19 protein-coding genes are annotated in these 20,121 nt (G+C 55.3%); 8 read left to right on the plus strand and 11 right to left on the minus strand.

The genetic code is table 11. From position 1 onward, the window contains the following. Positions 1–651 precede the first annotated feature (651 nt). On the plus strand, positions 652–1,116 hold the full coding sequence (locus tag BFN10_RS08865; RefSeq protein ID WP_071489357.1) for a 3'-5' exonuclease family protein: 465 nt from the start codon (positions 652–654) through the stop codon (positions 1,114–1,116). Between the two features lie 125 nt (positions 1,117–1,241). Here BFN10_RS08865 and BFN10_RS08870 read toward each other — a convergent pair whose 3' ends face one another. Next, positions 1,242–2,198 (minus strand): aromatic alcohol reductase, encoded by a 957-nt coding sequence (locus BFN10_RS08870; RefSeq protein ID WP_071489358.1) that lies wholly within the window; start codon positions 2,196–2,198, stop codon positions 1,242–1,244. A gap of 96 nt (positions 2,199–2,294) precedes the next feature. Here BFN10_RS08870 and BFN10_RS08875 point away from each other — a divergent pair, with 96 nt between their 5' ends. The 4 genes from BFN10_RS08875 to BFN10_RS08890 all read left to right on the plus strand — a co-directional run bounded on the left by BFN10_RS08875 (position 2,295) and on the right by BFN10_RS08890 (position 5,917). Continuing rightward, positions 2,295–2,741, plus strand: a complete 447-nt coding sequence (locus BFN10_RS08875) for a winged helix-turn-helix transcriptional regulator (protein WP_071489522.1) — start codon at positions 2,295–2,297, stop codon at positions 2,739–2,741. A gap of 172 nt (positions 2,742–2,913) precedes the next feature. Continuing rightward, positions 2,914–3,333, plus strand: a complete 420-nt coding sequence (locus BFN10_RS08880; RefSeq protein ID WP_231999526.1) for a response regulator — start codon at positions 2,914–2,916, stop codon at positions 3,331–3,333. A 61-nt stretch (positions 3,334–3,394) separates the two neighbouring features. After that, positions 3,395–4,990 carry a histidine kinase famiy protein gene (locus BFN10_RS08885; RefSeq protein ID WP_071489360.1) on the plus strand — a complete coding sequence of 532 codons (1,596 nt, stop codon included), beginning with the start codon at positions 3,395–3,397 and terminating at the stop codon, positions 4,988–4,990. 360 nt (positions 4,991–5,350) lie between these two features. Beyond that, a complete protein-coding gene (locus BFN10_RS08890; protein ID WP_071489361.1) occupies positions 5,351–5,917 on the plus strand; it encodes a DUF6630 family protein in 567 nt (188 codons plus the stop codon). A 32-nt stretch (positions 5,918–5,949) separates the two neighbouring features. On the opposite strand, the gene BFN10_RS08895 is transcribed toward BFN10_RS08890, so the two are convergent. Beyond that, positions 5,950–6,450, minus strand: coding sequence for a hypothetical protein (locus BFN10_RS08895; RefSeq protein ID WP_071489362.1), 501 nt, complete (start codon positions 6,448–6,450; stop codon positions 5,950–5,952). 205 nt (positions 6,451–6,655) lie between these two features. Here BFN10_RS08895 and BFN10_RS29705 point away from each other — a divergent pair, with 205 nt between their 5' ends. Both BFN10_RS29705 and BFN10_RS29205 read left to right on the plus strand, forming a co-directional pair. Beyond that, a complete protein-coding gene (locus tag BFN10_RS29705; RefSeq protein WP_071489363.1) occupies positions 6,656–6,874 on the plus strand; it encodes a hypothetical protein in 219 nt (72 codons plus the stop codon). A 199-nt stretch (positions 6,875–7,073) separates the two neighbouring features. Then, positions 7,074–8,111 carry a hypothetical protein gene (locus tag BFN10_RS29205; protein WP_130898124.1) on the plus strand — a complete coding sequence of 346 codons (1,038 nt, stop codon included), beginning with the start codon at positions 7,074–7,076 and terminating at the stop codon, positions 8,109–8,111. Between the two features lie 332 nt (positions 8,112–8,443). Here the strand turns inward: BFN10_RS29205 and BFN10_RS08910 are convergent, their stop codons facing one another. Then, on the minus strand, positions 8,444–8,986 hold the full coding sequence (locus BFN10_RS08910) for a hypothetical protein (RefSeq protein WP_071489365.1): 543 nt from the start codon (positions 8,984–8,986) through the stop codon (positions 8,444–8,446). A 282-nt stretch (positions 8,987–9,268) separates the two neighbouring features. On the opposite strand from BFN10_RS08910, the gene BFN10_RS08915 reads away from it, so the two are divergent. Beyond that, a complete protein-coding gene (locus BFN10_RS08915; protein WP_071489366.1) occupies positions 9,269–9,958 on the plus strand; it encodes a helix-turn-helix domain-containing protein in 690 nt (229 codons plus the stop codon). 431 nt (positions 9,959–10,389) lie between these two features. On the opposite strand, the gene BFN10_RS08920 is transcribed toward BFN10_RS08915, so the two are convergent. The 8 genes from BFN10_RS08920 to BFN10_RS08955 form a co-directional block, all read right to left on the minus strand. Then, the gene (locus tag BFN10_RS08920) at positions 10,390–10,830 is read right to left on the minus strand and encodes a TetR family transcriptional regulator (protein ID WP_071489367.1); all 441 of its coding nucleotides are present in this window, start codon (positions 10,828–10,830) and stop codon (positions 10,390–10,392) included. Continuing rightward, entirely contained in the window at positions 10,827–12,707 is a 1,881-nt protein-coding gene (locus BFN10_RS08925; protein WP_071489368.1) for a site-specific integrase, read from the minus strand. Before BFN10_RS08925 ends, BFN10_RS08920 begins: the two co-directional genes overlap by 4 nt. Beyond that, positions 12,704–14,383, minus strand: a complete 1,680-nt coding sequence (locus tag BFN10_RS08930; protein WP_071489369.1) for a site-specific integrase — start codon at positions 14,381–14,383, stop codon at positions 12,704–12,706. Before BFN10_RS08930 ends, BFN10_RS08925 begins: the two co-directional genes overlap by 4 nt. Then, positions 14,383–15,528 carry a tyrosine-type recombinase/integrase gene (locus BFN10_RS08935; RefSeq protein WP_071489370.1) on the minus strand — a complete coding sequence of 382 codons (1,146 nt, stop codon included), beginning with the start codon at positions 15,526–15,528 and terminating at the stop codon, positions 14,383–14,385. Before BFN10_RS08935 ends, BFN10_RS08930 begins: the two co-directional genes overlap by 1 nt. Before the next feature lie 140 nt (positions 15,529–15,668). Beyond that, the gene (locus BFN10_RS08940; protein ID WP_071489371.1) at positions 15,669–16,838 is read right to left on the minus strand and encodes a DUF4350 domain-containing protein; all 1,170 of its coding nucleotides are present in this window, start codon (positions 16,836–16,838) and stop codon (positions 15,669–15,671) included. Next, positions 16,835–18,364: a DUF4129 domain-containing protein gene (locus BFN10_RS08945; protein WP_071489372.1), complete on the minus strand. Its 1,530-nt coding sequence runs from the start codon at positions 18,362–18,364 to the stop codon at positions 16,835–16,837. Before BFN10_RS08945 ends, BFN10_RS08940 begins: the two co-directional genes overlap by 4 nt. Then, positions 18,351–19,331, minus strand: coding sequence for a stage II sporulation protein M (locus BFN10_RS08950; RefSeq protein WP_071489373.1), 981 nt, complete (start codon positions 19,329–19,331; stop codon positions 18,351–18,353). Before BFN10_RS08950 ends, BFN10_RS08945 begins: the two co-directional genes overlap by 14 nt. After that, the gene (locus BFN10_RS08955) at positions 19,328–20,020 is read right to left on the minus strand and encodes an RDD family protein (protein WP_071489374.1); all 693 of its coding nucleotides are present in this window, start codon (positions 20,018–20,020) and stop codon (positions 19,328–19,330) included. Before BFN10_RS08955 ends, BFN10_RS08950 begins: the two co-directional genes overlap by 4 nt. Positions 20,021–20,121 lie beyond the last annotated feature (101 nt).

The raw sequence follows: 20,121 nt of genomic DNA on the forward strand, positions 1-20,121 counted from the left end.
CAGCAGGAATTCCAGATTCGCAGCGTGATGCCCTCCATACCATGCGAGCATCTAGCAAGCGGAGCGCGCAGGCGTGCAGGATGAGCGCCCGGAGGGCCGAGACGCAGCTTGCTGTGGCTCGGTTCACACCAGCCATACGCCGTCAGGCGGCACGCCATTACCGCTGCTCAGCTCCGAGCCATCTCAGAGGAATCTGCAATGACCAGTAAGGAGCTCAGCGAGCTTGAGAGAGCAAGACGAAGGGCTCTCTGGGCACTTGCTAGCCTCCATCCTGGTGATTCAATGGCACTAGGTGTCTTAGCCATCCTTGACGATCTCGACGACCAGGAGCGAAGCAGCACAGCCTTCGTCCATGAGCCACTCGATCTCAACAAGATTCGTCATTCTGCCCCGGTGAAACGCCATCACTCCGGCACCGATATAGTCTTGGAGCAAGAAATCCCGCAGCCTTGGAGAGAGCGCTTTCTGCAAGCCAGCGTTGGATCAACGCGACTCCCCGAAGGCCCATACGCGCACGACTGGCAGAAATTTCTAGTTGAGTGGGAGCGTGAGATGCAGCATCTGCAAAATCACCGAGTAGCACAGACGCTAGCGGCTATAGCGATTGATCGGCATAGCTGAAAATCGCAGCCTTTCAACAGGAGCAGCAGGATGGAACGGCCTTCGTTCTTTATCGATTTCGAGGCCTCAGGGATAGCTCCTGATAGCTATCCTATCGAAGTCGCTGTCGTATCGAGTGAGGCCTCCTACAGCTCGCTGATCAGGCCGGCACGTTACTGGACGTACTGGTCGTTCGATGCGCAAGACATGCATGGTCTCAGTCAGGATCAACTGCGTGAGCAAGGTGATGCGCCGGTCGGCGTGGCGAGACGTATGAACCAGCTTTTTTCAGGTCAAATTCTCTGCAGCGACTCGCCACAAGATACTTTTTGGCTCGATGTCCTCTACGAAGCAGCAGAGCTGACTCCCACCTTCCAGTTGAAGCCTTTGGAATCGTTCGTGGGCCGGCAGGCTGCCAGTGACATTTACCGCCTGCTGCCCACAACCAGGATCCACCGAGCTCTCCCTGATGCGTCTGCTTTGATGCTTGCCTGCCGGGCTTTTTTCGAAGCTTGACTACTTTTGGGGACGGTTATCTGAAACCGTCCGGCCAAGTGATCTAGTCGAATATCTGGAATTGGCACGAGCGCTCGGTATTCTTGAGCGAGTCATCCTGCCCGTCAGTGAAGGACTGACGCCCATCAATTAATCGCTGGTGTGCGTGATGCCAGATTTGCCTGGGCCCACTGCTCAGCAGTCGTGACCTGAATCGACTGCTGCGCGTTGAAAGTCCCCGATTTAGGCCAGGCCACGCCTCTACCCTGGGCAAAGACAGCACGATACTTCTTGATGTGATGCGTTGGATCTTTCTCCAATTCCTCAAGCAAGTATGGAACAGTCCACACGTTTCGTTTGAACGGGCGGCCCAGCACACGTTCAAGGAGGCTGGCGACCTCTCCGTACGTCACAGTGTCTCCCGATAGATAAACGATTTCATTGCGAAACCGGGGTTCGAAGAAAACGATTTCCGCTGTCAATGCGCCGATGTCGTCTGGAGTCGTAAGGGTCACGCTGGTCTCAAGGCTGCCGAGTGCGTTCACGGTATCGTTTTCGAAATCAACCACCTCGAATACAGGCTCGAATAGGAAACTGGTAAACATTCCAGTCGAGATGATCACCCATTCAGTTTTGTCCTGTGCACGAAGCAATTCACGAACATCTAGCTGAGCATCGAACAGATCCTGGGGACTGCCCCGACCGATGACTTCAAAGTCGACGCCAAACTGCCATGGGAAGTAGCGCTTCACTCCGGACTTGAGCGCAGCGGTGGCCAGCTTCATCGGAGTTTCCCGGCCTGCAACCATGCCTGCACAGCCTATTACGGTATCGAAACGTGCGAAGACTTCAGCCAACTGATCAATTGAGTCATTCACGAGGTCTGCGGCCACCATCTGGATGCCAAGAGCCCGAAGCTCATCGATTTCGATCTTTTTCTCGGGCACCTCACTGTTGATGGTTGAATCTCTAAGCAGGACGCTGATTGTGGAACCGGGCGCGCGTTTTGCTAACCGCGCAAGATTTCGCAAAACCGGTAGCCCAAGCTCACCGGCGCCTAAAACCAGAATGGATTGGGATTGAAATGGGGTGACTTCGGTCATGATTTCTCCTGAGACCTCGTGCCTGTAAGATGAGCAAATGCTTGCACGATTAGGCAACGCTCGTAAGAAGGCACACCTGTGATACCAGACAAAGAAGTGACCGATGAGGAGGCTCTTAGCCAAGCAGAGACAATCTGCAGAACGCTAAGAGAGGACGATGATGGTGTCAGGCGGGAAGTGCTTGCTCACGCAGGCAGCCGCTGGTCGCTAGGTATCCTGCACGCCTTGGGGGTGTACGGCACCATGCGTCATGCCGAAATAAAAAGGCAGATGACTGGGGTGACTCAGCGGATGTTGACCAAGACGCTACGCTCGATGGAGCGGGATGGCCTGGTACTTCGGCGGGAGTTCGGTGTGGTTCCGCCACGTGTCGAGTATGAGCTGACCTCGCTGGGTATGGGGCTGCTGGTTCGTATGTCCCCTATCTGGACTTGGGTAGTCGAAAACGCTGAGGATTTCCGCAAGGCCCGGCAGATTTTCGACAGCCAGGATGACAAGAAACCTGCATGGCAAATACCTACCTCGATTCCACTAGATTCATAAGCGTCTGGCGAAAATGGCTGAGTAGCTAGACACTACGATCTCCTCTCCAGCGCCAAGAAGCCCTGGAGCAAATACCGCATCGCCTACCGCGCAATGGTAGTCAAACTCCGCGTCAGCTGCGTTGCCATACATCGCCCGAGCACAGCCGGAAACTACGAACGATTCCCGCTCGGTGGAATTTTGGACGGCAGCGATTGTCCCACTGAAAATTCTCACGAATCCTCATGCTATGGACTCTATTTTGGTGGTGGAGGATGAGCCTCTGATCCTGGAACTCATCACTGAAGCGCTTGAAATGTACGGCTACCGTGTACGTGCGTTTGAAAGCGCTGACTTCGCTTGGCAATTCATTCAGCAAAGCGGTTACCCCCCACGCTTGCTAATCACCGATCTACGGATGCCAGGCCACATAGATGGTCTCGAACTGGCCAAACGGCTGCGCGATGCTGATGCAGAGGTGCCGATAGTCGTTGCCTCGGGGTTTCATCCTGCAGCAAGAGAACTGCATTCGCTCAACGTGCACTGGTTGATCAAACCATTCGAGATCGAGCAGTTGCATACCATTTGTAGAAAACTTGCCCCTCCGCCTTGATAGCCGGTTGTACTCATGTCGCTCGCGCCCTGACCGCGAACTAACTTAAGTAAGGATCTTTATGCCGAACCGCTCTACACCCGTCAGCAACACTTCTACCGGCGATATTAGCGGTTCAGATCACAACGTCTTCTTTGCCGCAGTTGAAACTACGCGCATGCCAATGATCGTCACGGATCCCAAACGACCAGACAATCCGATCATTTTCGCGAACAACGCCTTTATCGACATGACTGGCTATGATCGAGAAGACATTGTTGGCCATAATTGCCGTTTCCTTCAGGGCCCGGAAACAGACCCGCTTGTTGTAATGCAGGTACGGGACGCCATTGAATCTGAAACAGAGGTGGCGGTAGAGCTGGTGAATTACAAGAAGGACGGATCCTCCTTCTGGAACGCCCTTTTCATTTCCCCGGTATACAACGAAGCTGGCGAACTGATCTATTTCTTCGCGTCGCAACTGGATGTCAGCCGACGCCGGGACGCCGAGGATGGTTTGCGGCAGGCGCAGAAGATGGAAGCTCTCGGTCAGCTAACAGGAGGTATCGCGCACGATTTCAACAATCTGCTGCAGGTCATGATCGGCTACTTGGACATGATTCAGCGCACCGCCGACAAGCCTAATTACGATCAACAACGTATTCTGCGCAGCGCGGCAAATGCCCGTGATGCGGCTGAGAGGGCTAAAACCTTGACGCAGCAATTGCTGGCGTTCTCTCGCAAACAGAAACTACAGGGACGTGTAGTCAACCTGAACAACATCGTCGGCTCCTCCCAGGAAATGGCTGAACGTACTCTTGTCGACACCGAGCTTAGGTTGGCGTTGCAGGGAGATCTGTGGAACTGCCGCGTCGATACAACGCAGACCGAAGTGGCCTTACTGAACATTTTCATCAATGCCCGAGACGCGATGGACTCTCGTTCTGCGCGCAGGCTGACGGTTGAGACGAAGAACGTAACTATCCAAGATTTAGGATCAACCTCTTATGACGGCCTGATGCCGGGCCGCTACGTCAGCATCGCCATAACCGACAACGGTATTGGGATGCCTGCTGCGATTGTTGATAGAGTGATGGATCCATTTTTCACCACCAAGGACGAAGGTAAAGGCTCAGGCTTGGGCTTATCCATGGTGTACGGTTTCGTAAAGCAATCCGGTGGGACTGCGCGCATTTATTCGGAAGAAGGCATCGGAACAACAATCCGCATGTATTTCCCGGCTGACGATAGCCAACTCCATGCATTGGGCCCAGCAGAGCACGTTAATGATCAGTTAGGAAATGAGCGGATCCTGATTGTGGAAGACCGACCTGATGTTGCTGAGCTTGCGAGAATGGTGCTGGAGGAGTACGGCTACTCTTGTGCGTTGGCTTACAATGGCAAGGAAGCGCTGGGTCTTCTAAAAACCGATCATTTCGACTTGCTGTTCACAGACCTGATCATGCCAGGCGGTATGAACGGAGTGATGCTGGCCCGTGAGGCAAAACGGCTGTACCCCAGTCTGAAAGTATTACTTACTACCGGCTACTCCGAAAACTCTCTGGAGCGAACGGACGCAGGTGGAAAGGATCTCGATGTCATTTCCAAGCCCTACATACCAACCGATTTGGCGAAGAAGGTGCGTCAGGTTCTGATAGGGCCGAACGGCGTCAGTTGAAGATATTTCTCGTGTATGGGCAGCGTTGTAACTGGGTCATTGTATGACCTAGTAGCTCAGCGACTAGCGAAGATAGAGGTGTCACCGGAGAGCGTCCTTCGGTCGAATCAGGGCTCCATACCCATTTCCGTACTCCCCTTACCGCGCAACCAATAACGCGGATGGCACTGTAGTTTGTAAGCAAATACGAGCGCGTGAGGATGGAAGCCCGAAGGGCCAAGACGCCTGCTGGCGGCTTGGTTCACGACAGCCGTGCCCCAGGCCACGCCCAACTGTTGTAGCACTCAATGCTCTAACCTAGGTAAGAACTGATAATCGATGGGGCAGGGCGCAAGCCTTCAATCCAAGGAAGGGAGATGTATGGGAATTCTGGATAGATTATTCGGCGGCCGCTTCACTCAACCACCTCCTGATGAGCCACCGTTGAGTGACGCCGCAATCATGCGAGAGCTTCATCCTTACCGCGCTGAGCTCAAGGCTTTCACTCAGAGCCTGCTGACACGTCTCCCTGAGAAGGAGCAGGAGCTTCTCGTTCGACGAGTCATGCGTTTCTATGGCCAGGGAGAGGAGCCATCCAGCGCGCTGACAGAGGGCTTGCTGGATCCTGACAAAGGGCAATCAATCGAGCACCTCATTCTGCTCGCCATAGATTGGAAAGGATTCGATGGTTTCGAACATCTGGCCCCATACCTGACCAACGCCTGTGGCATCCAAGAACCATATCCGTACGAGCTACGCGAAGGGATGACCGTTGTACAGGTGCTGGCCGAGTTTGATGAGTGGCTGACCAGGTTCGGCAAACGCTATCTGCACCTGAATACCGGCGGTGACGAGTACGTAGGCTTCATCGTAGATATCGACCGCGTCGACATCATGATTGCTATGGCCAGTGACGCCGGCATTCAGGCGAGGCTTGAGGCCTTCTAACGCAAGGCGAGTGGCCGATTGCCGAATCGCCTCTATCCAGGCTGCACTTTCCGGTTCCAGCCGAGGCTACTGGCGCAGGGCGTCAACCACTGGCGTAGCTGTGGATTAGAGGCCAAGGTCTCAGGCTCTAACAGGCGTGCGCCTATATCTGCATGCGGCAAGAAACTTACCTGAAGGGTGCGCTCCAACGATCCGATCAATTGCGGAAAATCCATGACGCTCAGCAGGCGTGGCCACTCCACAAGCTTTAGATATCGCAGTTGCTGAGACTCAACTCTTAGATCGTCGCCGAGACGCCATTGAGTCTGGAACAGCTTGTCATGCCGTGCCAGGTCGACCCGCCAGCCCCCCGTAGAAGGGACAAGCAACTCGAGCTTCAGACTCTCAGGTCTCAATCTATTGCGCTTGTAAAACCAGTGCTCGATGGGCTCGTTGCTGAGCGTAATGGAGATGACGCTGTAGTGGGGAACATCGCCCAGGCCGAGCATTGCGAACCATTGGGCAGTCTCTGACGGGGTTTGCGTTTCGGGCATGCTGGATCATCCTTGATGAGTAATTCGGAGTACCGAGTAGTGTGTGAAGGCCGCTCTACGTGGGCAAGCGGAGCGCGCAGGCTTGCGGGATGGAAGCCCGTAGGGTCGGGCCGAAGGATCGGTGCACGACAGCCCATCCCAAAGGGGCACGCCCCAACGCCAGGTCGATAAGCGAGAAGCGAAGACCATCCTACGAGGATTTTCGATGGGAATGACAGACGATGACGACACAGTCTACTGCGACATCCAAATGCCATTGGCTCAAGGCCGAGAGCTATTGCTCTTGGTGACAACATTGAGAGAGTCAAACGCCCATCCAACGCTCAACAGGGTCTTCGAGCGCATGCAGTACGAGCTCAGCACCTCAATAGACATCATCGAGGATCCCCCTTCTTGGGGCTTCTCGTGCCCAACCCATCACTGACAACAGGCGCTGGCAGCATGACGTCCAGAATCGCGCCGTCAATCTTGGAGCTGAGCCCCTCAGGAAGATCAGGTGCGCTTCTCGCAGTAATGGAAAGCGGAGTAGTCAGTGAAAATGCGGATGCTGAGCCAGAAGATTCTTGCGAATGAACTCATAGAGTAGTGGCATACTGCCTTTATTTAAACGAAAGGAATCGTCGATGAGCACCCAGCTAACGCAGTCTCAGGCAGATCAGATCGACTCAGCACTCGGTAATATCTACCCGAGGCTGGGAGGAGGAGAGCTTACGCAGTTGGCGAAGCTGTTCGGCTCTCGGGGACTTTTAAATGCGCTGCGTACAACTCTTCGACCGCCAAAACCTGCTCAACCGTCTAGAGGGAATCCCCCCAAAGTAACCGTAACAGTTCAATTGGCATGGATCGACAAAAGACCATATGCGCTGATGAATGGTGAGAAACACAAGGTTGAAATTGCTGATGTCGCTGTTTTTCATTTCAACACAAATAGATGGAACACAGGAAGTAGCACGACAGCTAGATGCCTGCTATTACAGGCCAAAGCAGTCAAGACCCCAGACCAACTATCAGCACCAAAAGTATGTTTAAACCCTCCCACGCCCAAATCAAATACAACCACTCAGCGGGAGCTTTTGCTTTTGTCAAAATGGCCTAAATTTGACATGTATTTAGGCTCTAACAGCAAAACTCCCCTTGCCACCAACATACAGATTCCTTTCTCAACCAGTCCTCCACCGATGGGGTGGTTCATTGGAACCCCGATGATCAGACCTTCCAGTTCACAAATGGGCGCCTGGGTTAGCCCATGGATGTGTGCTCCTGCGAAGCAGGATCACGCGTGCGACGAAACATTGGGAAGTTTGCTGTGTAGGCATTTCTCCGGAGGCCAGTCATCGCAGATAGCCAAGAGGCCAACAGATGCGGGAGCTCCCTTCAGCTACAACCCCACTTCGCATGGCCAGGGGAACCCCACCTCTTCCGATTGGGATCGGCTATGCATCGAAATGATGGGAGCTGTAGGGGGCCAGATAATCCCACCCCATTTGACCAACGGTACGCCTCAAGACCGGTTGCAGGCGGGCGTGATGTACTCGATACCCGTGTGGCCTGCGCTCAGAGTGCTCGTGGCTACAGTGGTCAACATCTTGATGCGATTTAGCAAGAAGCGTATGCCGATTTTGGTAGTTTCGCGAGTATTTGACGAGAGAATCATGTCGTAATTTTATTAAATTCACCGGTAGCGTGTGGGTGACCCGACTTACCTGCAACTTTGTTACCGAGACATACAGGGCTCATCTGGCTTAGCTGAGCCTTGGCGGGACTACTGATAGGGAACGTTCGTATACCACGCTGCATCTTTCACACGATCAAGATCTCCTGCGCTCGTTTTTGACGAGAGCTTTAGCTGCATTGACCAACACCTGCAATGCCTCGGGCAGCGCGAATAACGGCAAGAGTCTGAGTGAAAACCCAAACAAGTTACTCACAAGCCTCAGAATCTGATTCGGAGCCGGCTTCCCGTGACTGCCAGTCCTACCAACCCATTGAGCTATCAGAACTCCGCATCCCACGCATTCATTGCCCCACCCACAGTCGTGAACCACCTGAGCTCGCCATCCTGTAGAGCATTTGCTACCTGCCTGTTGATATTGCCATCGACCCACGTAGGAAGGCTCTCCAAAGCTCCCGAAAAGAGACTGGCCGCCGCTACAGCGTATCGACCTGTACTTAGGCACTGGAGGCACGTGTAGCGCACAACTGCGCCGCTGGGAAGTCGACGCCAAGCCACAACCTCTATGGAGTCCTGCAGCTCCTCAGAAGAAGGCTCAGCCTCCTGGGCCACCTCGGTAGCTGAGACTGCTTGGCACGGCTCACTACGCGTTCCAGGGTTGTGCACGAGGTGCTTCAACTGCTCGCGTGCGGAGACAATCTGTTCACGGAGCTCTTCTGGATCGATGGACATGCCACCCCGGTCAGTTACCGAGAGGGTTTTCAATGAGTTCGCCGCCAGGATGAACTCGCGCTCACGCTTCTGCTCCCAGTCGGGACGACGGTCAGGAAACAGCCAGCTTATTAAGCGATGGAGGTTGATCATGTGGCGCTCCGATTACGCGGATGGTAAGGCATCCAGTAGGCTATCACCCAAAACCTCCTTGCTTGAACGATGACGCCTTAAATAGCCGGCAGATGCCACGGGTTGTTCGTAAAGAACGTGATCCGGCAGGACAAGCGCACAAAGGCTATCCACCGCGTGATTGCACTGATTAGAGTGAAAGCCGTGGCAACAATTGTGCTGTCAGGTTCGTGTCGTGTTGCCTGAATCTTCCCCGACTCATACTTGACCCATCCGAACAGCCACTGAAACAGGGGTAATGAGATGAGCAGCTTCGACAACGTTGAAACCCGCGTGCTGAACAAAGATGAACTTGGCCAAGTGATCAGGTATCTGCGCGAACTCCGCCAGTGGTCTCAGGAGACACTGGCAGCCCTCGCCAGGGCTACGCCCAGAACCATTCAGAGGGTTGAAGCAGGGGCCGGCGCCAGCCTTAATACGCTTCGCTCACTCGCCTCTGCTTTTGAGTTTCAGGACATCGACGCATTCACGAAACCGATGGCAATTCCGACCGATGAGCAACTGCGCTCGGCTCGTGAGCAGTTTCATCAGAAATATTTCATGACCAAGGCACTGAAGCCCGAATCAGGCAGGGCCTTAGCCAAACTCGCAGCTGAAAGCATCGGGGATTATATCGAGCCCGCATTCGAACCCTCTAAAGACCAGGCACTGGCGTTCGCGGAGCTCACTGATTACCTCCGGGAATACCGCGACTGCGCCGAGTTCTACTCCAGCACAGGGCTCTTGGAAGTTTTTGAAGAACTCCAAGCAATAATCGAGCGCCTGAATGAACAGGGCGTTACGCTGCGCTATGCAACCTGCCCAGTAATCCAGAACACAAGCTCGGATTCGGAGGTGGGAGCAAGCCCAATTGGGGACGTACTTTATTTGATTGGATTCAAGGCAGGTGAAGCGCCGGAAGAATTGGGCCTGCGCCGGAAAATGGGTATCTAATAGCCTGCTTAACCAGGGGTACGATGTAGCTAGGCATTTTTTGCCAGCTACGCCCACGTCAACTCAGTAACAGGCATTGGGGCGCTGAGGACTGTTATGACGTCCTCCCCAAATAATCCAAGCCTCGCACTCTCCCGGCCAACCTGTTCGGGGCTAACGGCCCATACTGACTTGATCTAGAGCACCGCAGGAATCACAGACCAGGAGGGTCGTAGGCATGAGGATAGAAGCCCGCAGGGCCAAGACCTGGCTTAGACAGGGCTTGGTTAACGACAGCCGTCCCTGCAGGGGCATGCCACTGTAACTATTGCGTGGCTCATTGCTAGAAGGTGCGCAGGACAGATGATCAAGCTACACCCTCTAGGGGAACGTGCCATCCGCACTGTGACTGGTGTGCGAATCTGGTTGATCTCCGTTGGGAAAGAACTCCGTCAGACGCGAGACTTGTCAGTGCGTGAGGACGGCACAAGTTCAACCACGTTGCGCTCCCTCAACTGAGTCTTGAGCTTCTGATTCTCATCCATCAATACCTCATTGATGGATGCGATCTTGGCGAGCTTGGCCTCGAGCTCCTCAATCTCTTGACGGTAGCCCTTAGACTTCTGACGCTCAGCAATCAGATCCTGATGTTTGACATCCCGCATGGCACGACTAGACCGCCCCTGGATCTGTCGTATCTCCTCAGCGATTGATGGGTAATGATTATGGATGAGCGCCGTCGATACTCCCGCCTCACGGGCAACAGCGGCGATAGTCACTTTGGTTTCACCGCTTTGAGCTCGTCCTTTTTGAATGGCGTAGATGGCTAGCTTCAGATCCTTCGCTCGATCCATCGCAGGCTTGTAGTTGGATGTTTTGTCCTTCCTCTTCATGCGCTGAGATCCTCAGGAGGCATACCCAACCGTACCAACACATCTCGGCAACGTTTGAGGTCGCGCTCGACGCGTTGGCGACCACCTTCACCGATGTCCTTACAGTGCAGAAGCTCTTTAAGTTCATCGTAAAGCCGCTGATACATAGGTGCATGGATGCTCCCAATCACTGAGTGCTCGCAGCCAGTGCAGCGGGTGCGTTCAAGGGTATTGCCGACACAGCCGTCATTGTCCGCTGTACACCAGGCGTGGCCGTTGCTGCGGATGAATGTGCTCCCAGAGATGGACTTCAGCATTGAGGCACGATCTTTGAAGATCAGCAGGTTTTCCGGCTCTCGTTTCCATCCCTTGATGGCGCCCCCATAGCCTCCTGCCAACGATTCATCACCCATCCAGCCGTCGACGACGCCAAGTTTGATGTCTTCCAGCTCATCTTGAATCTCCGAATACAGTTCTAGATCCAGATGCTGGCCCCAGCTTTCGTCCATGGCGTAACCTAAAGTCATATCCATAGACCAGTGAGCGTAATGCTCCTTGAGGTAACGCAGGTCGCCAAACCTGCTGTGCGCAGCGTAGTTGGCGAATTTGCGCCTGAATTGATGGCTGGCGAGCTTCCAGCTCAATGCGCAATTTTTGGCGAACGATTTCAGCGCCGCATCCCAACTTGCGATGGAGAGCGTGCGGACTTGGTTGCCTTGGGTCGTGTCCATGCCGAGGAAAAGCGAATTGCGATGTTTTTGCGCCTCTGCGATTTGAGGATCCTGCGGGTCGATGCGCCGTCGCTGAATAATCTCGTCGGCAATCATGGCTTGGTAGGGCATGGCCCAGCGCTCCATAACCCTAAGGGCTCGCACAGCTGCCTCTGGAATCATCCAGTCATGGACTCCTTCATCGGTCTTTTCGGACACAGACCGCATCCAATGATAGATCGTACCGTCATCATCTTCTGTGCGGTGATGGGCGCCCGAGTGCAAATTAGTCAATTCGTGATTACGGCAGCCTGAGGTGCTGGCTAGTACGACATAGCAGGCCGTGCGGAGTGCTGTCAGTGACTTGTTGAATATGCTTAAACCGCCGTCCCAGCCCGAGAGAGCCAAATGGCGGTTTTTCTGCCAGATTAATCCCTCGACACTGTATCCCTTAAATTTCGCTGTGATTGCACTAAGATCATCCCGCAGATCAAGTAATTGCTTTCCGCGCTCTACTTGGCTATGGGCTTCTTCGAACAGTGTACAAAACACCTCATCTGGGATCAGTGGCGTTTTCCCTCTGAGGATGTCGCCATTACTTCCTGCCATGGCCATTGCGGATGTTTCGATCCATGGATGCTGCTGCATCCGGTCGTCGGTAAAATGGCTCAGTGCATAGAGCGCCTCTACAGTGCCGTAACGAGAACGTAACGTTTCTGGCGACAGCGGCTTGTCAGATCTCGCTACTTTGTGGGCTTTGCAAGCTGCCACGTATGTTGCTGCGATAATCGGTGTTACAGCTCTTAAATACTCAATCTTAAGTGCTTCAAGGTGCCTAAGGAACGGCAACGCGTCATGAAATAAAGTGATAATAGACCTTCCTTTAGGCCGATCCGATCCGCTGAGACCGCGCCTCATATACCTATAGATCACTGCTTTCATTGTTGCGCGAAACGCTGATGGTACGATGGAGAAGTTGATCTGCCTCCCGCTGGCCGGAACGTTACTAGGCAAACCATGAAGCTGCCAGATATCTTCAACGTACCTACTGAGGATAACCCAATGCCCATCGACGTTCGCAGCGGTGATGATTAGCTTGTCCCGCTCTGAGTCAGATAGCCGACGCACATCGCCAGGTTGAGCGGCAATGTCTGCAAAAGGCAGCCCCCCTAGGTTGTCGTCAATCATAAGGAGACCTCCAGACTGGCAATGAGATCGACTGACCAGAACGAGTGGGGCTCGGTACGGGCATGCTCACGTGCGGCCTCTACGGTCTCAGCCTTGAATGTGCCACGGCGTAGGCCTTCGGCAACGATGTAATGGTCAATCAGACGAGGGATATGGGCGTACTCGCGTGCCCACCGTCTCTTGTCCATACGGGAACGTTCACTCAGCACTCGAAAGTAGAAGCTAAACAGTTTGTACAAGTCTTCGGCGGTCACTGCGTAGTGCCTACAGCGCAGGCAGTTCATGAAGTTCATACAGGTTTCGCCTTCGCGTTTCGGGGCAAACTGACCATTGACTGGATCCGCACAACGACCCAAAGGACTTTTCTTGTAGGTTGCGCCAATAGTCTCTGCCAGTAGCTCATCCACAAGCATTTCCCCCATAAACCGCCAGTTTCGACGTGCGTCCCCGCTAGGCGCCAAGTAGTTTTGGTCGGCTACTCGTGCGGTGTTGCCGAGAGCAGATGCAGTGGTCGCCAGGTCTCCATCGGTTAGCTCAAAGATGCGATTTGCAAAAGTCTTACGCAGACGAGAGATGTTGATACGCAAAGGCTTTCCGTCGCTGTCCTTCAGATCATATTTGGCTACAAGCCGCTCAATACTTTTATCTAACCTTTGCACTTGCAATGCCGTGACATGACCTGCAGTGTTATGAGCCCGACTGCGGTACAACCACACACGTCCCTTGAAGTCATCGGGAGCTTCAGAGTCTAAGGGTTCAGTCAACACCATTACTCTACGGATCAAACGTTCTACGCTGGGTCTGATGCTAGGCATTGCCTCCAGCACACGCTCGGAGTCCGAGTCGACCCGCAAAGCCACCTTACTGGTGTTGTAGCCACGGCGCTTCCATAGCACGAGGAAGACGGTGTTGTCTTTGGGATGAGGGCGCAGACAATTGCGGCCCATTTCCAGCAATGGGATGGTATTGCGCCCGGTGTGAAGTGCTACTACCAGTAACGCGTAAACCAGGAGTTCGCTAGTCACCATTGTGTCATCGCTCCATATGGGCTTAATCGCCTGCCGCAGCGCCGCAGCAAACTCTTGACGCTCACGTTTCGAAAGCGCTGTCTCGCCCTTGACCTTGCGGTTGGAGTTTGGGAATGGGTTACGTGGAAATGTGGCCGCATCGCCAGAGATGATCAAAGGGAAAATGCCGCGCTTTCCGAGGGCAACGAGCACCGCTTTAGCTTTCGAGTAATAGTTTTTCTGGGCGTTGGTTGCTGTACCCTTTTCACGGAGATGAGCTAGAAAGCCGTCGATAAGACCACGATCCAAATCATTCAGCGTCAACCTACGCTCGTAAGCCACCGCTTGGAGCAGGCAATAGTCAAGAAAATGGTTCAATCCAGTGTCGCAATAGCTTGCAACAGTGGTAGCCGAGAGAGTGCCCTCTTGCCCCGCTAGGAAACGCTCAACCTGACGCTGACAGGCGTAAGTTAAGTCATCAATCTCCGAACCATACCATCTCGCAAAATCGAAATTGCGGCGGGTTGAGGAGTTTCGCCCGAACGAAACTATAGTGTTCGCTGGAGGGACGACATCGGGCCAGATGACCACACAGCCAGTTGCGTCGATGCAATGCTCGACTTGGGGAACGCTGAGATCAGTCTTGGTAAATACCTTTCGCTTCCCCATCACATTGCTCCGGCCATTTCATTCAGCTCGTCGTCGTACGCCAACACGGCTTCATCGGCCATTTCGTTAACAAGGTGCAGGTAGATCATGGTGGTTTGGATTGAGCTGTGACCAAGCTGCCGCCGGAGGAACACCAAGGGGTCAAGGCCTTGTTGTGGGTAGCGCTGAAGGTTTACCAGGGTGTGGGTCGCGTAGGTGTGTCGCAGCATGTGTGCATGGACTTCAATGCCAGCGCGTTTTCCTGTCTCGACGATGATCCGATTCAGGCTCTTGCCGTTGCTTCCATAGGGCTCTCCGAGGTGGTTGAGGAAGAGAGCCTTTTGATCCTTGCTCAGAGATGCTCGCTCTCCTCGCAGTTTCGTCACGTAGCGGTAGAGCTCAGCCATGAATTTGCGACTGACCAAGATATCCCGCGCCTTATTACCCTTGGTCTCCATCCCACTGCCGTCAAAAGGATCAAGGCAAATACGCAGGTTACGTTCGGTTCCTCCAGTCTTGTCAGGGTCGACAACATAAGCCATCGGGAAGGTAGCCAGTTCGTTACGACGTAGGCCTGTTCGCAGGGCCAACTGAATCATGATCCGGTGATGTGGATTGCCCGCCATGGACAGAAGAGACTTCGTCTGGGACATGCTCAGGTATTTAGGTAGGGGCTTGTCACTACGCGGCATCACATTGTTCACCAGCGCCTTACCACCGCTAGCGTCGACATGTTCAAGGAAACCTGTTTCGCGTGGCACAATTCGTTCTTCATGACCGAAAGGCAGGCGCCTTACCCAACCTTTCCCCAGGGCGAACTCGTAGAACTTGCAGATGTACGTCAGTCGCTGGCGGGTAGTGTTGCGTGCCAATCCGCACGTAACCAGACAGTAGTCCCGATAGGCAGCAACAAGACTCTTGGCCTCACCACGATCTACGTCCCGCCAGTCAAGGTCATGCGCTTGTAGGAAGCTGAAGAAGTCGTACAGCGCTCGTCCGGTATTCGGCCAGGATTCCTTCGAGCCGATCTCCCCACGAAGGAGGTAATGACGGAAGAATAGATTGGCCTGAGTGCAGCTCTCCATCGAGTCCCACAGCAGAATCGGAAACCCTTGATAAGGTTGCCCTGCGATCACGAAATCCTTGCTGCCCCACACAAGCTCCATCGTTCATCCCGTCGTCGGCCAATCACTATGTCACTCTGTCTGCTTGGGCTGTGTGATGGTTACTGCTGTGACCCTTCACTCCCCGTGGACAGAGATATGATTTTAATATCACATAGATCTAACGACCGCAACGCTCCAGTTCATAAGGCATTCCTGAGGGTTTGCAGGCACGCCACCTGTCGGCTGAAATCGGCGCTGGAAAGCCGTTTTGCCGGGAGTGGGCCAAGGGCCTGGTTGATGACGTGAGAGGGTTGGCGCGTCAGGTGTTCAAGCACGTGGCGCTGTTCTGCGTTGTCGAGGCGTTCAAAACCGGGGTGGCGGCGTCGGGCCGCACGCAAGATATCGCGTTGCAAGGCCTGCAGCAGGGTGCCCTGGCCGCTGCGCCGCAGCAGGAAATCGGCACTGGCTTTCAGGTGTTCCTGCAATTGGCGACGCGCGGGGGATGCAGGGGTCCGAATCGGGCCTTGACGCACGCCGGCCCGCCAAAGTCCCAAGGCGACGAGGGCAGTGAGTGCCACCAGGGCTTGGGGGAAATACCGCATCAGCAAGGTGAACAGGTCGTCGAAGTCGCTGTTGAACAGCAAAGTCACGGCGGTGCCCTGGTTCAGGTACCACAGCAGCCAGGCGTTGTCGTGCTTGCCGATGTTCGGGGTTTTCCACAGGTCGCTGTCCGTGATCACTGTGACGCTGCCTTCCCCAAGGTCGAGCTGCATCAGGTGGCTGGCCCTTGCGCTGTTGGCGGAGAATTGAGCCAGGTGCTTGGGGTCGGTCAGGTTGAAATCTGTGTCGAAACTGAAATAAGCCGGTGCGGTTTCATTGTCGACATAGAGTTTGGTCAGGTCCCGGGCTTTCTTGCTTGAGGGCTTTTTGAGGGAAGTGGCAGGTTCTTCAGGTTCGTCACTCAGTGTCTGGTGAATCTGGAGGCGATCGAGCAGCAGGTCACCGCTTTTGCCAGTCTCTTCATCCCACAGCGCCTCGGCGACCAGCAACAGATGGCCGCCTGACCTGGCCCACTCCAGCAACTGTTCTACCTGGCGTGGCGACATATTACTGCGCTCGCCGAGCAGCAGTAGGCTGTTGCCCTTGGAGGGCAAGGTGTCCAGCTGTTTCAGGTTATACGCATGCTCTACGGTCAGGCCTTGTTGGCGCAGAAAGTGTTCGGCTGCCAGGTAAGGATTGGCCAGCGCCTCTGGCGAAGGACCACGATCTACCACTTCGTCATAGGGAGTCGCCTTGCTCCATACGTAGTAACCGCCCGCGCCAAGCAGGCACGCCAGTAATAACCCCACCCATCGTAATGGTCGATTCATGAATTGCTCCCTGGGCTGAACAGGGCGCGCCAATCACTGCATAGTTTCTGCTGGGCAGGCAGCGGAGGCAGGCGGTGACCATAAGCGAGGTTTTGCCAATGCCGGGTCAGTTCATCACTGAAGGCCAGCAGCTGTGGTTGCTGCAACTGGTGTACACGTGCCAGGACCTGGCCTTCGGTATCAGCGCTTTTCAATGGCAGGTTGAAATCATGCAATAACCGGCTGAGCAGGCCTCGATACAGCAGGGCGAGGGCTACCCTGGGTTGGGTGGCCCATAGCTGTTCGGCGGCGCCGGCAACGTCGTCGGGCAAGGTCTCGGTACCCAGTTCAAGACCGAACAATTGCGTGGGCAGCGGTTTGGCAACCTCTGTCTCACGCGGCCCGCGCCGGCTGACGAAGGTGTGCAACCAGTCTCGGTAACGCCACGCGAGCATGATCAGGCTGCCGATGAAAACGCCCCACAGTAGAACTTCCAAGCCTTGGGCGATGTGCTTGAAGGTATCGCTGTTGAGGTTGTCCAGCAGCGCCTTCAGCCAATCGGGAAGTCTGCCGTCACTGTGTGTTTTGTTTTTACCGGCTGGCTTTTCTTCGCCAAACCGATAACGGGTTACGGTTTCCGGGTTCTTGAAGGGCGGTTTGTCCAGCAGCGATTTGATGGATTGGCTCGCGCTCGGGGTACTCAGCGGTTTGGAGGGACTGGAAGCTTCGGCCATGACAGGAGGGCTGAGAGGCAGCAGCATCAGTCCGATCATCAATAACAACAGCGGGGCCACATTGCTCAGGCGCTGACGAAGGCGTCGGAAGACCAGCTCCAGGTCCCAGGCTTCCAATACGGTGCGACGATTAAGGTAGAGGCTGAAGCCGCAGGCGACATAGATGGGTTCCCAAAATATCAGCAGCAAGACATAGAATGCGTTGCCCAGGTGCTCCAGCCATAACCCTTCCGAACTTGTCGCCAATAACAGGCGCTGCCAGTCCCAATCCATCTCGAGGTTTTGTGGGATGAACAGATAGAACAGTGCCATGCAGCCGAACCACAGGCCTATTTCCAGGTGCATTCCGATGATGGTGAGCCAGCGCGCGGCTCCGGCATTGCGTTGCTGCAACACGCCCAGGCGTTTCTGGCGTGCCGGGCCGTCCAGGCCTTCGAGTTGGCTCACCGGCATTACAAAGCTGCGGCTCAGGCTCAGCCGTCGCCAGGTCAGGCTGGCCAGCAGTTGACCCTTGAGGAGGAGCGGCCACTGGCGTACAGCGTGCTTGATAGTGGGCGTTTCACCAAACAGGGCCTTGGACAAAATGTACAGCGGCAAGCGGTCGAAGGCCGGCTTGAGCCACCAGAACAGAAATATGGCGGTGGACGGATACTGCCACAGCAGGGCTGTAAGCAAGGCGAACACAGGTACGGTGACCAATGCCCAACTGCCCATCAATAGCACGCGATGCTCCCGTGCCATCAAGGCGCCAAGATCCATGGCTTCCCAGGCAGTACGCGGCCGGATGACCACGCTGGCATCAGTCAGGCGCATGGCGATTCCTTCCCGCAAAGCCTAGGTAAGTGCCCACCAGCAGCCACAGAACAGCGCCCACCAGGTATTTGACCCACGGGGTTATCACGGTGGTGGATGACCAATAAGCCTCGATGAACGCTGCGATCAGCAGGAAAATCATGACACCGCAGAGCATTTGCACGCTCTTGCGTGCAGCCAGCCGCAATGATTCACCACGGGTCAATTGTCCCGGAGCGATCAGTGCCCACCCCAACTGCAAGCCTGCGGCCCCGGCGAGGGCGATCGCGGTCAGTTCGAATGCGCCATGGCCGATGACGAATGACCAGAAGGTCTGGCCATAGCCGATCTCGGTCAGGTGACCGGAGACCGCACCGATGATGAGGCCGTTGAAAATCAGAAAGAACACGCTGCCCAGGCCGAACACTAAACCGGCGGCAAACGTCTGGAACGCGATACCGATGTTGTGCATCACGTAGTAGCCGAACATCATCCAGTCTTCGCTCGATGCTCGCTCGGCGGCGCGGCCCAGGCGGCTGGCATCAGGGTCGTACATGCCCTGCATCTCGGCCACCTGTTGCGGGCTGACGATGCTGTAGATCAGGTCGGGAAACAGGTAGACCAGCAGGGCAATACCCACCAGGCTGCCAAAGAACAGCAGGCTGGCGATCAGCACAAAACGCCACTGCTCCCGTACCAGCCGAGGAAAATCGGCGAGTACAAAGCTCAGCGCATTCGCCGCCAGTTGGCTGCGATGACGGTAGAGTTGTTGGTGGCCGCGCAGGGCCAGTTGTTGCAATGGGTCTACCAGATAGCTGCTGTAGCCGCGTTCCTGGGCCAGGGCCAAATGCTGGCACAGGCGTCGATATTGATGAGGGAAATCGGCCACGTCACCGGCCTTGGCCTGGCCTTGCTCCAGCTGTGTGAGCTGCTCGGCGAAGGCTTGCCATTGGCGCTGGTGACGGCTTTCGAAAAGGCTCTGTTTCATGCTGGCCCCAGCAGGCCACGGGCCACGCCATTGAGTTGTTCCGCAGCGCGGGCGGGGGATACCTGCAAGGGGGCGGCAAGAATCGAGGCCAATTCGTGAACGCGCTCGGTGGACAGTTCCCCCTGGCGTTCCGCGAAACCAAGGATCGCCCGTTGTTCGCTCAAATCCAGGGCGAAGGGCAGGCGCAGGGCCGTCGCTTGAGGAATCCGAGGGCGTACCAGCGGCTGTTCACGGTAGATCACCAGAGTCCCGGCGGCCAGGTCGCCCAGGCGCTTGAAATGGGGGTGCTGCAGGCAACTGATCGCGCCGAGGCAGTAGCCGAACGGCAGCATGTCGACAAACCGCAGCAGGTTGCGGATCAGTGATGCGGACCAGCCAATCGGAGTGCCGTCATCTTGTACGACACGCAACCCCATGACCTGCTTGCCGGGTGAGCAACCCTGGTTGAGCACCTCGAACAGCACCATGTACCACCAACTGATCAGGAACAGCAGCAGCGCTCCCAGGCCGATACCGACGTTGCCAAGCAAGGCCAATGGCACCAGCAGAACGCCCATGACCACCGCGCGTACGCCCAGGTCGAAGGCAAAGGCGAGCATGCGCGGCACCAGGCCGGCCGGGCGCAGGGGCAGGTCGATGCCCTCCGGGGTCTCGATCTGGTAGCGGGTGTCCAATGGGGCTGACGGCATCGCGATCCTTGGCAGTGCAGAGTGGCTGGAAGACACGGATGCTAGCAGTGTCGGGGATGGAAGCAACCACTCAAGATTTTGCTGGATGTTTGTACAGTGTA

It is taken from the genome of Pseudomonas extremorientalis (genome assembly GCF_001870465.1).
GTDB lineage: Bacteria > Pseudomonadota > Gammaproteobacteria > Pseudomonadales > Pseudomonadaceae > Aquipseudomonas > Aquipseudomonas extremorientalis.